The 14,258-nt window shown below is 36.1% G+C and carries 10 protein-coding genes; 1 reads left to right on the forward strand and 9 read right to left on the reverse strand.

What is annotated here, in order from left to right:
* Positions 1–147 precede the first annotated feature (147 nt).
* Complete coding sequence (locus tag A1704_RS18025; protein ID WP_062675449.1) at positions 148–942, forward strand: DUF2490 domain-containing protein; 795 nt, start codon at positions 148–150, stop codon at positions 940–942.
* 121 nt (positions 943–1,063) lie between these two features.
* Here A1704_RS18025 and A1704_RS18030 read toward each other — a convergent pair whose 3' ends face one another.
* The 9 genes from A1704_RS18030 to A1704_RS18075 all read right to left on the reverse strand — a co-directional run bounded on the left by A1704_RS18030 (position 1,064) and on the right by A1704_RS18075 (position 14,251).
* Positions 1,064–1,759, reverse strand: coding sequence for a hypothetical protein (locus tag A1704_RS18030; protein WP_062675450.1), 696 nt, complete (start codon positions 1,757–1,759; stop codon positions 1,064–1,066).
* A gap of 346 nt (positions 1,760–2,105) precedes the next feature.
* Positions 2,106–3,638: a M20/M25/M40 family metallo-hydrolase gene (locus A1704_RS18035; protein ID WP_062675451.1), complete on the reverse strand. Its 1,533-nt coding sequence runs from the start codon at positions 3,636–3,638 to the stop codon at positions 2,106–2,108.
* Positions 3,639–4,023: 385 nt separating this feature from the next.
* The gene (gene map / locus A1704_RS18040) at positions 4,024–4,788 is read right to left on the reverse strand and encodes a type I methionyl aminopeptidase (RefSeq protein ID WP_062675452.1); all 765 of its coding nucleotides are present in this window, start codon (positions 4,786–4,788) and stop codon (positions 4,024–4,026) included.
* A gap of 1,247 nt (positions 4,789–6,035) precedes the next feature.
* Complete coding sequence (locus A1704_RS18045; RefSeq protein ID WP_131797535.1) at positions 6,036–6,701, reverse strand: hypothetical protein; 666 nt, start codon at positions 6,699–6,701, stop codon at positions 6,036–6,038.
* Between the two features lie 246 nt (positions 6,702–6,947).
* Positions 6,948–7,331, reverse strand: coding sequence for a hypothetical protein (locus A1704_RS18050; RefSeq protein WP_062675454.1), 384 nt, complete (start codon positions 7,329–7,331; stop codon positions 6,948–6,950).
* 325 nt (positions 7,332–7,656) lie between these two features.
* Positions 7,657–8,022 (reverse strand): hypothetical protein, encoded by a 366-nt coding sequence (locus A1704_RS18055; RefSeq protein ID WP_062675455.1) that lies wholly within the window; start codon positions 8,020–8,022, stop codon positions 7,657–7,659.
* A 610-nt stretch (positions 8,023–8,632) separates the two neighbouring features.
* A complete protein-coding gene (locus A1704_RS25095; protein WP_062675457.1) occupies positions 8,633–9,691 on the reverse strand; it encodes an RHS repeat-associated core domain-containing protein in 1,059 nt (352 codons plus the stop codon).
* 396 nt (positions 9,692–10,087) lie between these two features.
* Positions 10,088–10,549: a hypothetical protein gene (locus tag A1704_RS18070; RefSeq protein WP_062675458.1), complete on the reverse strand. Its 462-nt coding sequence runs from the start codon at positions 10,547–10,549 to the stop codon at positions 10,088–10,090.
* 9 nt (positions 10,550–10,558) lie between these two features.
* Entirely contained in the window at positions 10,559–14,251 is a 3,693-nt protein-coding gene (locus A1704_RS18075) for a DUF6443 domain-containing protein (protein WP_082798824.1), read from the reverse strand.
* Positions 14,252–14,258 lie beyond the last annotated feature (7 nt).

Genomic DNA, 14,258 nt, shown 5'->3' on the forward strand with positions numbered 1-14,258 from the left:
AAGATTTTGAATAAACATTCTATGAACAAAGCCTCTAATTTTGGTATTATAAAGTATTCTCTCTGCGTATCAACAGCATTCTTATCCGTCTCATGGTTTCGCAGTTATTTAAAATTAACAGTAAAACAATTATTCACCCTATTGAGCATGAAGAAATTTTTTGCAGGATTATTTTTATTGGGATGTTTAGGAACATCGATCAAAGCGCAGATCAGTCCACCTGGACTGGGAGATGCCAACAATGCATCCTGGGGAGCCTTCGGAGTGAAGCGACAACTCGACTCTTTGGGTAAAAAACAGGCTTTGAGCTACGTAGCCATCGGGAGAAAAAGCAGTCCGGATGATCATAATCTGTTTTCGAAGCAGGCGATCATTGTTTTAAATCATGAAGTTTATCATTCCTTTGCGCCACACCAGCAATATAGTTATGCATTAAGTTACCGACGTCAGCCACAGTATGAAAGTACAGCTCCTTATGATAAAGAAAGTACGGAACAGGAATTTAGAATTTACGGAAGATATGCCTATACTTTTGATCTCGGCAGGAAATGGAAACTTAAAAGTACCATACGCCAGGAATTCAGGAAATTTTTTGATGCAGACTTTTATCAAGTCGAAGAGGATTTTCAGTTGAGAACACGGATCAAGAATCAGCTCACCTATAATTTATCTCCAACAAACAATCAGAAACTGGCCTTGAGTGCAGAAGCCCTGTTTTCTATAAGCCATCTCAATGAGCAGGATTCTGAATGGAGTTCGTTTGGATATCGTGAAATGCGTATTGCGGCGTACTATATGTTTACAATTCCGAACTCTCCTTTTACTGTAGACATAGGATATATGGACGATCTGATCAGAGACAGCAGAAGTATTCATCATGGAGGCGTTCATTATCTGGCAGCCGACCTGGTATGGAATATTCCTTATAAAAAAAACAAGTAATACACATAAGCAAGTATTCATACAATTGCAATACAAAATCCCGATCATTACTGACCGGGATTTTTGGTTGAAAACATAAGTTTTCCGCAATATAATTAAGTATGAATGTTTGGTGTAAAATTTAGTTGCACAAAGTCAGAAACTGACGGCTCAACTGCACATTGAATTTGGCTTCCGCTCTTGAGCGTGCATAAATAGTCTGTTTAAAAGCATGCACAGTTTTTAATTTCTGGTCTATAAACTCTGCAATCTGAACAACAGAAAAAAGAAAATCCCTGTATACCGCCATATTAACGGTCTGTCCATAATAGGGAAGATAAGCTTTTAAAAATGGAATGGCTTTCTGATGACGGTTGTAGCTGATACAATACCCTACTCCTTCCATTGAGGTAATAATACTGTAATTATTAATATAGTCCTGAATATTTTTACTTCCATCAAGAGCATGCGCATTTTTTGAACAAAACTTATTGATCTTATCCAGAATATGCTGGGCATACTCCATCATGGAGATATTTTTAAATTCAAATACCTGATTCATTCCGCTGGATGGGGAAATTCCGTTTTCACTATCAATACAGAAAGAGATTCCTATTTTTTCATGATAGGGGAAAAAACAGTCTTTCACTTCAATGGAAGCATCGGGCTTTAGCATGTCATCTGCAAAGTTATAATACACATAGGGGCGATAAAGCTCTGCAAGCGCTTTCAGATAATCTGTTTCGCTGGTATTATGATATTCTTCAAACCATTTTTCAAGGTTATCGTAATAATTACTTTCAAAGTCGTTAAAGTTTAAGTAAAATGGCAATTCCATAGCTCTGTAATTTTGATATGACAAAGCTATATGTGTAATGCGACAAAACTTGACGTAATATATTTTTTGTAAAAAGATTTTTGTCAATGGTCAATTTTTGCTTCGCAAAGTCAATCGTCAATCATAATTAACGATAAAGTTCGCAAGGTTTATTGATATACAGAATTTATCAGTTCGCAAAGGCACTCCGTTCAGCCAAAGACCTTAGTGTGTACATTGCTGAGTGAAACGCCTCTGCGGTCGAAAAAAAAGTAAACATCATAAAAACTTTGCGAACACCACGTTTAATTACATACGAGCTTATAAAATTCACAAGCGCAGCGAATTGACCATTCACCATTGACACTTATTTATCATAATTCTTCATAATGTACTCAAAGTAGTGGATCATTTTCAGATAGTTTTCAATACTAAGATATTCATTGGTACTGTGAATACTCTGCTGCTCGGCACTGTTGATCTTAATCGGCATGAACCTATAGACGTTTTTGCTTACAATTTCATATTTACCGGCATCGGTTCCAGCCATAGTAAGATAAGGGGTAACAATGGCTCCTGGATGAATTTCTTTCACTCCGGCTTCTATCATTTTAAAAGCTCTTGTATTGGTTGGGGAAATAGCAGAAGCTTCTCTTGTATTATCAATTTCTTCTACCTCAACATCAAAACCTTCAGTCGATTTAGCAATATGATCTCTTACATCTTTCACCGAATTTCCGGGAAGTAATCTGAAATTAACCACAAATTCCACTTCTGGAGAAAGGACGTTAGTTCCATCACTTCCTTTCATCATCGTTAAAGCTGTTGTGGTTCTAAACAAAGCATTGGTTGTATTATTTTTGGTAAGCTGGGAAATCAGTACCGGTTTTAAAAGCCATTGATTCGCCAGTGCCATTCTTGTGGCAAAAGGCATTTCACCTCCGATATTCGTAAAAAATTCTTTGATTAAAGGGGTAATAACAGGTTTCATCTGGTGATCTTCCAGACGCTGCATGATAACAGCAGCTTTTCCGATTGCGCTTTCCATAGGAGGCATAGAAGAATGTCCACCCAGCCCTTTTACTTTGATTTTTGCAGAAAGAAACCCTTTTTCAGCACATCCTACTACGGCAACGTCTGTATCAATTCCGGCTACATTTCCTTTTCTCATAATCAATCCCCCTTCGTCATAGACCGCATCGAACTTCAATCCCTTTTTCTTAAAATAATCGGCAATCTGAATCGCTCCTTTCTTTCCGCCTACTTCTTCATCAAAACCGAAAGCCAGATAAATATCACGCTGTGGAATCTGTTTGTTTTTAATCATAGAATTCATGGATTCCATCAAGGAAAAAAGCATTCCCTTCATATCTATGGCACCTCTTCCGTAGATTCTTCCGTTGGCAACAGCTCCTGAAAAAGGGGCAAATTCCCAATCTTCTGCGACTTTTGAAACGGGTTCTAAAGGTTTATCATCCGGACGGAATACATTTGGATCATTATTCTTTATATCAGCATCTCCGGGAGGAACTACGTCCATATGGGAAAGGAATAAAATAGGCTCCAGCGAAGAATTGCTTCCTTTAAGTCTGAACACCAGTCCATATTGGTTGACCTCAACATTTTCTGTATTCTGATAGACTAACGGATAAGATGTTTTTAAATAGGTTTTGAACTGTTCAAACGGTGCATAATCAAATTCACCCAAACTTCCTGTAGAAACGGTGGGTACTTTTATTCCTCCTGAAAGTCTCATCACTGCAGAATCATTTTTTATGGGTTTCCAGCCCTCGCCTGCCCCGATATTATTTTTTTTAAACGGATAGGTGTAGGTTTTGATCAATATGACAGCAGCCAGAATGACAACGATTCCCAAAAGGATTAAAAGAATTTTTTTCATAGCGGATAGTTTGTGAAGTGATTTTATTCTATAAATATAACAAAGTATTTTATGCCCAACAATATAAAGTCTGGCTTTTTCATCAATGGAATATTACTGCAGATTTTTCGGAGTATAGATAACGAAGCGTTTTTTTATTGTAACGCACAGCTTTCTATTCTTACAACTAAATATAAGGGAACAGAGCTGCAATCAACAAGTTAATTGGAGGGAGCTTGGTGATTATAGTAACGCTGTTAGTTTGTTTTTAACGCAAAGGCACAAAGTTTTTACTGCTGATGTATATGTAAGGTGCAAGAAGATCAAAGATTTTCAGCAGGGAATTCCAATAACATTCTTTTCTCTTAAAAATGATGATGATGATTTTCGCACCGGTGCGGTTCTTTTAATTCAGGATTTCGTTCATTTCGGTTAAAATGATAGGTTTTCCATCTGTGATTACGATGGTATGTTCGTGCTGGGCCATATAACCGCCTTTATTGCCTACCATGGTCCAGCCGTCTTTTAATTCTACAGCGATATTGGAATCGGTGGAAATAAATGTTTCAATAGCCACCACAGAGTTTTTCTTGAAACGTCTGGAATCATAGCGGTTTCTGTAGTTCAGCAATTCGTCAGGCTGTTCGTGTAAGCTTCTCCCTACGCCATGGCCTGCAAGATTCTTAATAACTTTAAGACCTCTCTTCTTTGCTTCTGTTTCCATTAACAATCCTATGTCTGCTATTTTCACACCGCCTTTGATATTGTCGATAGCTTTTCTTAAAATTTCTTTGGAAGCTTCCACCAATTTTTGATGTCCGTGAATATCTTCTCCGATCACAAAAGAACCTCCGTTGTCTGCCCAATATCCGTCCAGTTCTGCTGAAACATCAATATTGATCAGATCGCCTTCTTTCAAGATCCTCTGATCTGTTGGAATCCCATGGCAGAATTCATTATCCACGCTGATACACGTCCATCCTGGAAATCCATACGTAAGATAAGGTGCTGATTTTGCTCCGAAACTTTCCAGTATTCTGGCTCCATATTCGTCAAGATCTTTGGTGGTCATGCCGGGTTTGGCGTAATCCATCATCTTCTTCAGCGTATAGGCAACAGCATCACTTACTTTTTGCATTCCGAGCATCTGATCTTCGTTGGTGATTGACATCGTTTTGTTTTGATTGTTATTGAGAACTACAAAGTTAGGAAATTTAAATATTACCTTATGCCCTGTTTCCAATCCTTACATTCATTTATTGAAAATATAGTGATTACCCCCTTCACCAACCCCCTCTACCCCCTTACCCAAGGGGGTAGATCCAGTTATCTAAGGGGCTATAAGTTGTTCCATAACGGTCTCCAGCTGCTTGAATAAGGGGTGACAGGCACTTATAGAACGGTATGGAGACTGTTAAGGAAGGGGTTACAGGCTTTTCCGAAGAGGCTGAAGGGGGGTCAATAACGGTCTCCAGCTACTTGAATAAAAGGCTATAGGGACTTATGAAAACAGTTGAGACGGTTGTAAAGTAGTGATATCTATTTGATAAAGTGTCCGAAGATACTTACAATAATGTCTGAAGGCATTTCTTAAGTGGTTGGAGACCGTTTACGAAATGGTTATAGCAAATTAATAAGCGACTGCAGACATTTGCTGGAGTGACTGAAAACACTTCCGAAGCTGCTGGAGACCGTTTATAAAAAATACACTTCTAATAAAACGAAAAACCACTGCACAGCAGTGGTTTTGTTTATTTGTGGGTACGAGCGCGAATTCTTTTTAATATTTTCTTTTAAAAAAAAATCTATAATAAATATAAATTACTATAAATAATATTATAGAAACAAGTGAAACTAGATTCGCGTTATTTAGATTAAATACGACATTGATAAAAAAAAATACCAGAAGATAAATTACTACGAATGTAATAATAAAATTTATTAATAATCTCATATATTAAGGTTAAATTTATTTAATATTTACATTTGAATCACTTGGGCTACTTACATTAATGTATCCCTGGCGACTGTACGAATCCTTTCGTGTGGTTTAAAAACCAAAGATCAAAATATCAGATTGAATTCCTATTTTTTTATGATCTTATATTTTTAACAAAAGCTCTTTTATTATTCTGAATTAATATATCAACATCACACATGATAGATATTAAATTGATAGTATTTCCACAATAAGTATTCTTCCGACAGTGGGGTATTTCAATAGCTCCTTCGCTGTTTTTGGTAAAGCTTACCCTGGCATTGCCAAGGTGATTTCTATACTGGTAAATATAACGGTTTCTCTAGAATAGAAAGTAAAAGCCACTGTTTTTGCAGTGGCTTTTATTCTTACCTGCCACACGAAAGGATTCGTGCGGAGCGGGGGAGAGCTAAAAGCTCTCAACGTGTGGGAAATAAAAACTATTTGATGATCTTCTCTGGAAAAAAGTCCTTTAAGTCCATAGCGTAAATTATAGGAGTACACTTTTTTTCAATATTATTTCCTTTAGGTATCTTCGGAATATTACTCAAAATATCATTAATGTTTTCATAAATAAGATTATCTCTTAGATCAATGTCTATTAAATTACAATAATTTTTAGTGTCTTGTATTGTAATCCATGCCTTATAAACTTCATTTTTTGGTGGTGGTAGTGGCATATAATGATATTTTATAAAATACTCGTAATTGAAATCTTTATCTAGTACAGTCATTGAAGAAACAAACATATATTTATCATTAGAACCTGTATATAAAATGATATTATAGATATTCGTTTTTGCACGATATATCATCTGTTGAAAATTAATAAGTATACCTTTATTATACATCTTCGAAAAAAAGATAACCTTTGCTATACCATGAGTTCCTATTCCTTTTTTTAAGTTAAAATCTCTTCTGTTTACTATATAATAAATACTATAATCGCTATTATCAGATATTTTTACGAGATTCTGTTTTTGCGTTTTTGAATTAATTGAAAATTTCTTGTTCTCAATATCAGACATTTTTATTTGAGAAAAGACATTTGTACTGATAGCAAAAACTACCAAAAATATTATTCTATTTAATTGTTTTAACTCCATATTTTGTCATTATAGTCTTCTGCTCTTGAAGTCGAGCATTATAGGAAAGGAATTGTTTTTATTACTGGCTTAAAGTCAGGAAACTTTACGAAGCGCGGCATTACCAAGGTGATCTCTATACTTGTACTGGTAAATATAACGGTTTCTCTTGAATAAAGGTAAAAGCCACTGCCAAAAACAGTTGCTTTTTGTTTTATACACGGACACGAGGGAGACACTACCGCCAGCTAGTATAAATTCAAATCTTCATGGTATAAATGCCCCACAACTATTAACTGCTTTTACCAACTCTCCTTTTTTCTTAATTTTTATATTATTTATGGTTAACTCATTAAACCCAATTATCACATATTTTGTTCCTGACTTAATTTTACTTGTTTCTATAATACTATCTTTAATTATATTTTTAAAAAAATTACATGAAGTAACTTTATTTTTCTCAGCAAGAATAATATCATCTCGTACGGTAAAAACATAATAGTCACTAGTAGAATCAATTGATAAAATTTTTATTTTATTAGATTCGATTGTAGTTTTCTTTGAAACACTTGTACAAGAATATATACCTACTGTAAATAGAAATATTGTTAATATAGTTCTATAAAAGTCTAAATTAAAGTTCGTTTCCATACATAAATAAAATCTTCTTATTCCCTCTCTCCCACCGGCTATCGCACGCACCCCTTCCTTCGCGTAGTTTAAAACTATAGTATAGTTTTCCCACGATGGACTCGTTCTACAGCGGGTGCACTTCAGGAGTGCCTTCGCTGTTTTTTGCAAAGCTTACTCTGGCATTGCCAAGGTGGTCTCTGTACTGGTAAATATAACGGGTTCTTTAGAATAGAGAATAAAAGCCACTGCAAAAACAGTGGCTTTTTGTTTTATTCACGGACACGAGCGAGACGCTCGCGCCAGCGGGTACTCGCTCTAACAGTGGGAAATGTATAACTGATTTTCACAAACCATTACCTTCCGTAAAATCTCTTTTTAATTTATCTTTAAAATCTTCAAAGTTAGCATGAAAAAAATAGGGTGGAGGTGTAGCAAACCGAAATATTAGCTCGTCCATAAGAAAAGCAACTCTTTCCCAACAGTTATCTTCGTATTCATCAAAGTTATACTTATGATGTATATTCTTGCTAAATTCAACAAAATCTTTTTCTGTCAAATGATATTTATTTTTGTACAGATTTATGTATTCAAATATTGAAAAGAAGAAATCTCTATATTGATCTATAGTAAGCCTAGAGAGATTTTCTGGATTAAATTCAATATATAATTTTTCTAGGATTTTTCGTATAATAATATCTCTTTCTTCCATATAATTTCTTTACCATTTTTTATATACCATTACCTTTCGTGACATTTCTTTTCATTTTATATTTGAGATGATTTCTATACTAGTAAATATAACGGTTTCTCTAGAATAGAAAGTAAAAGCCACTGTTTTTGCAGTGGCTTTTATTCTTACCTGCCACACGAAAGGATTCGTGCGGCGGGAAGAGGTTTCAATTTACATGTCCTTTTTCAAATATTCTTTATCTAATACTTTTTGTTTAAAAATTCTGTCCCTACTAGTTTTACCTGTATAGATAAATAAACTAAGGGTGAGCAAAACTATAATAATAAAATAATAATAATATTTTTTATCATAGTATTCATTTAAATCATAGAATCCTTCTCTATACAAATAATATGCTATAATAATAGCAATAATTGCAAAGACAAAAAAATACAATTTTCCAGGAAGAAATGTATAGCTACTATCATATATTTGGCATATTAAAGTGTAGATACTTATAATCATAAAGAAAAATATAACTAAAAAAACTGAAAATGTAGAAAATTTAGTTATAGCTTTTCCTCCCTTCTCCGATTTATCATAGTATAGATAAATATGATAAAATAATAATCTTAAAAATTTAATCATTTTAAAATGCGGGTTTGTTATCGTTATAATAATATTCATAAGCTGCAACTCCACCAAAATATACTAATGATGCAGCAGCTCCCCATGGTCCAAGAAAGCCTACAACTCCCATTATTCCATCAGCTATAGCTCTAGTATCAGAAATCTTTCCTTGAGACCATTGGTAGCCAGTATTTACTAAACCGGCAACACCAACTGCTTTTCCTAATACATTAAGACCTTTTGATGTAACTCCCAAAGCTTTAGCAGATAGGGGTAATCTAGTACTTATTATTTCTGCGAAAATACGACTTTTGGATATACTTGAAGCAGCATTCCATTTTTTCAAGCCCCAAGAAACTAACTGAGAAGATCCTTCAACAGTGCCTGCGATGGTAGTAAATGTTTTAGGGTTGTCTTGAATCCAATTAAGACCTTCCTCTACAAATTTCCCATAATCAATAGGACCATAATTAGAAATCTTAGCTCTATGATGTACTCCTAGATCTAAATCACTATAGATATCATCACCCATTCTATAGGCGTTCTGAGTTGGAATGCCTGTCCACCATCTCACTTCAGTATCACCGAAGCTAAGTCCAGACATTGTTCCTCCATTTTTAAAATAATTTAACATTTTAGCAGCATCATTTCCACTAAAATAATAGCCAGAACCTCCACCATCTCCACTATTCGACATGGTTTTTAAATTATTACCAAATCCTGCACTTTCATAAGAACTGCCAAACCAGCTGCTTCCATATAATGTCGTATTCTGATCAAAATTCCAGAATAAGGCAGAATCATGCTCCCTCTGTGAGGCGGACACATTCTGTCTTCCATCCGGATCAATAAACATCACAGGATTATTATAAGCATAGGCATAGGTACTCCATCTTCTGGATGTTTCTGCCAGCGGATCTATTACACCCCATCTTCCAAGGTCAGGCATATACATTCTTGCTCCATAATCATACATTCCGCTTTCCTGAAGCTCCTTTCCGTTGTACTTGTATTGATAAGCATTCTGCGTCGTAGCGGTATAATTATGCATCATTCCGAAAGGATAATAATTATTCACTTCTACTATTTCACCAGGCTTCCAATCATCAATACAAAATTTTCCTGTACAAATGGAGGTATAATATCTTCTTGGCTGGATGATCCCATCTCCATTTGTATCGGTATAACTTAACCTTAAATTTCCCAGATGATCTATGTTGTAAATATAACAGTTTCTCTAGAATAAAAAGTAAAAGCCACTGTTTTTGCAGTGGCTTTTATTCTTACCTGCCACACGAAAGGATTCGTGCGGGGGGCGTGGGGCTTTTTGTTTTATTCACGGACACGAGCGAGACGCTCGATCCAGCGGGCGGATTTATTCCTGTTTTAAAATTGGAGTATTGAAAACCAACATTCCAATTTATTGCCAACATGTTTAAAATATTTCCCCTTTTCGAAAACTAATCAAGTACAATTATTTTTTTTCTTTAAACCAATTTTCTATTTCACTTTGTAAAGACTGTGGTCTTCCAGTCTGATCTGCGGGATAATTTTTCTTTCTCTCTTCAAATATTTTTTTTCTATTATAGTTCCCCACAATAAATGTGAATGAGGCAGAAATAATAATGTATGCTATTATTAAGACACCACCTTTTTTATCTTTTTGAAAATTATAGTTCAAAAATTTTTGAGCTCGAACAAATAAAAGATGATTGAGAATGCCAGTTAATAATATGCCAAGTACAATATATTTAGTCGATGGAATTAATTGTATATTATAAAAAAAACCTACCAACCCTATTAAAGTTATTACATTAATACTTATAAGTGTTGTACTAACTGCTGTAGCACTAAATAATGCTTCAAATTCATTTTCATTCTGCTTATCTTTATAATATCTATAAATTCTGAATAATAAATAATAATATGCTTTCATGTTTGAATTTTAATTTTCTCCTGGTTTTGTGAATACTGATCTGCCAGTTGAATATTCATATAAAAATTTTCCACCAAAATAGATAAGGCTTATAGGGGCTCCCCAAGGAGTAAAACCAATAACTCCCATTGCCAAGTCAAAACCGGCTTCTATACCAGTAATGTCTCCTCTCACCCATTGAGCTACAGTTACCGCCATTCCTACACCACCTACAACTTTTCCTGCTATAGAATACGCAGAAGTTGCTTTTCCAGCAGCTGCATATCCGTTTCTAAAACCTTGTACTCCCCTTATGAATTTGCCATTAGCCCCCTTTTCTAAAAGTTGAGTAGATTTAATAATACCTTTTGCATCTACCCAATGATACTTACTGTAAATACTTTTTTCTAAAGCGTAATATGTAATTGCCCCGGCAGTCATAGTATTTCCTACATGCCCCCAATCAAAACCTTCCTGAGGAGGTAAATAATTCGAAGGTGTCATGATTTCAGCACCACTATTCTTCGAAATCTTAGCTCTATGATGTACTCCTAGATCTAAATCACTATAGATATCATCACCCATTCTATAGGCGTTCTGAGTTGGAATGCCTGTCCACCATCTCACTTCAGTATCACCGAAGCTAAGTCCAGACATTGTTCCTCCATTTTTAAAATAATTTAACATTTTAGCAGCATCATTTCCACTAAAATAATAGCCAGAACCTCCACCATCTCCACTATTCGACATGGTTTTTAAATTATTACCAAATCCTGCACTTTCATAAGAACTGCCAAACCAGCTGCTTCCATATAATGTCGTATTCTGATCAAAATTCCAGAATAAGGCAGAATCATGCTCCCTCTGTGAGGCGGACACATTCTGTCTTCCATCCGGATCAATAAACATCACAGGATTATTATAGGCATAGGCATAGGTACTCCATCTTCTGGATGTTTCTGCCAGCGGATCTATTACACCCCATCTTCCAAGGTCAGGCATATACATTCTTGCTCCATAATCATACATTCCGCTTTCCTGAAGCTCTTTACCATTGTATTTGTACTGGTAAGCGTTTTGGGTAGTCATTGTATAATTATGCATCATCCCAAAAGGATAATAATTATTCACTTCTACAATTTCCCCCGGTCTCCAGTCATCAATACAAAATTTACCACTACACATAGAAGCATTATATCTTCTTGGCTGGATGATCCCATCCTTATTGGTGTCTGTATAACTAAGTCTCACATTTCCGAGATGATCTTTATAATTATAGACATAGCGTTCATTCAGTACATCATAATATCCTTCTGTTGTGGGAATGATCCTTAGTTTTAAAACCGGGATCTCATTCGGGTCAGGCTGGAAGACTCCCTCTCCATTCCATGATTCTATTTGGAAGGTAGATTTATACTGAAACCCGTCCAGATAATCCGTTTCTATATCTCCAAAGAGCTTCTTTACCTTTACACCATCCGCTCTGTAGGTATATTGGGTTACTTTAGCGTTTTGGGTAATTTGTTGCGGTAAATTTAGATAATTATATTGAATCGCAGAAATACCTTTATCAGGGTTGCTGATCATATTTCCGTTTCCGTCTGAGCTGTCATTATCATAGCCTATGGTTCCGGGATTAGCCATATAAGGATAACCTGATGGGTTTTGTTGCTCATCGGTAACCCTGATCAGTTTATTTCCTGTGTAATCGTACTTCAGATTATCTATGGCCAGAGCGGTTGTATTTCCAATGGCCAATTCTCCGGATCTTTTCAGTCTCGTGATATTTCCGTTCAGATCATATTCCATACTTTCAAAATACTCTTTCGCCGTTTCTTTTCCTGCTTTTTGGTAAAAGCCTGCAGAAAGTCTGTTTAAGGCATCGTAAGAATAGCTGTATCTTTTCAGAGGCTCATTTTCTTCCGTCAGCGTCTTCCAGGATACTTCGGCAATATTTCCGTTAAACCTTGGCTTCACCTTCAAATTAGGATAATCAGGATTGGGAGTTTCCAACCCTTCTACCTGGTTATAATTCATCTTATATCCGAAAAGATCATTCCCAAGATTAGCAGGATCATTGATCTGAGTCATCCACCCTCGGATATTATACTGGTAGTCAATCGTCTGAAGAGGCTGAGAGATCTGGGTTCCGCCCACTTTTTTATTTAAAAGCTGGGAAAGCTCGTTATAGGTGTTTTGCGCAAGGATCTCTACGGTATTATTATCAATCTGATGCTTGTGTACCAGCAGTCTGCCCTGGCTGTCATACTCATAATTTTGGGTAATGGTTTTTTCAGGATCACCCGCCAGCCTTTTATGATAAGCTTTGGTTTGTTTAATAAGTCCTGCAAAATCAATTTCAGACTCAGTTTTGGTATATCCTCCTAAATGATTGATGGTATGCGATCCTACTGCTCTTCCTTTGGTATCATACCAGATATAGTTCTTTGTCCAGCCATTATCTTCAATATTTCTTACATAAGCAGCTGTAGGCATGGTTTTCGTGCTGATCACACTGCTTTGGGCATCCTGAGAAAGAATATCCTGCCCCATTATCTGAGTGGGCGCAGTAGGAGTTCCAGCAGGATAGGTATCATAATAATTAACACTTAATACCTGACTGACAGTGGTAGGTGTGGCAAGTTTAGTATAATAAACAGCCATACCATTTAAGGTCAGTCCTGCTGTTGCAGCCCTGGTTTCATATAAAACAGTATTGATATTGGCACTGTTTTGTATTGTTACCCTGCTTGCTGTATTATTTGTAATTCCGGTATAAACAATTCTTCCAAACTGGTCATATTTGGTAAAGAGCCATTGCCCTTTTCCTTTAAGCGCTGCATCCTGAACCAGAATAACCTGATCAGCTTTGTTATACACCAAATATTCCCAGCCCTTCCCAGGTAGTTTCTTTTCTACCAGTCTGTTCCATCCGTCATATCGGTATTGGTAGCAAAGATTATCCAGCGTGGAAGCAGAAACCGCCCCGGAAACAGAAGCCAGCGGCGGAAGAGTATACGCCAATTGGTTGAATTCATTATACACATAATAAGTATCCGCCTTTTCGGTAGCGCTGAGCATTTTCCTGGCAAGAATCATTTGTCCCTGCTTGTTGGTAAACTCTATGGTAACATTACCGTCTTCATCAGTTACCATGTTTTTGGCTAAAGTATTGACGGCGTAGTTTCCATTGTTGGAAAGAATACTGTTTGTTCTTCCTTCTACCCATGTGGTAGTCACAGTATATTTTGTGACCTCACCATCTTTGTTGGCATCATAAGAAAACAGAATGGGTTTATTACTCCAGGCATTTCCTAAAGGAACCTGCTGTTGTATCCTTTGCAGCGGAGAATTTTCCACGAGTTTCTCAGAATAAATCTTTTCATTACCGTATAGAGAGGAGGCATTGGCAAGCGGAGAGGGGTAAAACGCTCCGTTTTGTGTTCCTGTCTGTGGTACTGGAAGATAATCTTTTACCTGTCTTCCATAGGTATCATATTCTATATGGCTTACCACATCATTTCCCAAAGGAGAAGCTTTAATGGCTACGCCCTGTACCGGTCTTCCCCAACTGTCAAAATACTGTACATTTTCTGAAGTTTTGGTACAATCGTTATTCAGACATGTTTTGCTGTAAATATAATTTTCAGAAGCCGTTAGGTTGGTCTGCGCAAAGCTGAATGTCACAAACAACAGACTGAGTATATTTAAAAAATTTTTCATGGTATTG

Source organism: Chryseobacterium cucumeris, from assembly GCF_001593385.1.
Lineage (GTDB): Bacteria > Bacteroidota > Bacteroidia > Flavobacteriales > Weeksellaceae > Chryseobacterium > Chryseobacterium cucumeris.

What these genes read in the sequence shown, in the direction of transcription:
- A1704_RS18025 (WP_062675449.1), top strand. Translation starts at nt 148, where the DNA reads ATGAAGAAATTTTTTGCAGGATTATTTTTATTGGGATGTTTAGGAACA.
- A1704_RS18030 (WP_062675450.1), bottom strand. Translation starts at nt 1,759, where the DNA reads ATGGAATTGCCATTTTACTTAAACTTTAACGACTTTGAAAGTAATTAT.
- A1704_RS18035 (WP_062675451.1), bottom strand. Translation starts at nt 3,638, where the DNA reads ATGAAAAAAATTCTTTTAATCCTTTTGGGAATCGTTGTCATTCTGGCT.
- map (WP_062675452.1), bottom strand. Translation starts at nt 4,788, where the DNA reads ATGTCAATCACCAACGAAGATCAGATGCTCGGAATGCAAAAAGTAAGT.
- A1704_RS18045 (WP_131797535.1), bottom strand. Translation starts at nt 6,701, where the DNA reads ATGGAGTTAAAACAATTAAATAGAATAATATTTTTGGTAGTTTTTGCT.
- A1704_RS18050 (WP_062675454.1), bottom strand. Translation starts at nt 7,331, where the DNA reads ATGGAAACGAACTTTAATTTAGACTTTTATAGAACTATATTAACAATA.
- A1704_RS18055 (WP_062675455.1), bottom strand. Translation starts at nt 8,022, where the DNA reads ATGGAAGAAAGAGATATTATTATACGAAAAATCCTAGAAAAATTATAT.
- A1704_RS18070 (WP_062675458.1), bottom strand. Translation starts at nt 10,549, where the DNA reads ATGAAAGCATATTATTATTTATTATTCAGAATTTATAGATATTATAAA.
- A1704_RS18075 (WP_082798824.1), bottom strand. Translation starts at nt 14,251, where the DNA reads ATGAAAAATTTTTTAAATATACTCAGTCTGTTGTTTGTGACATTCAGC.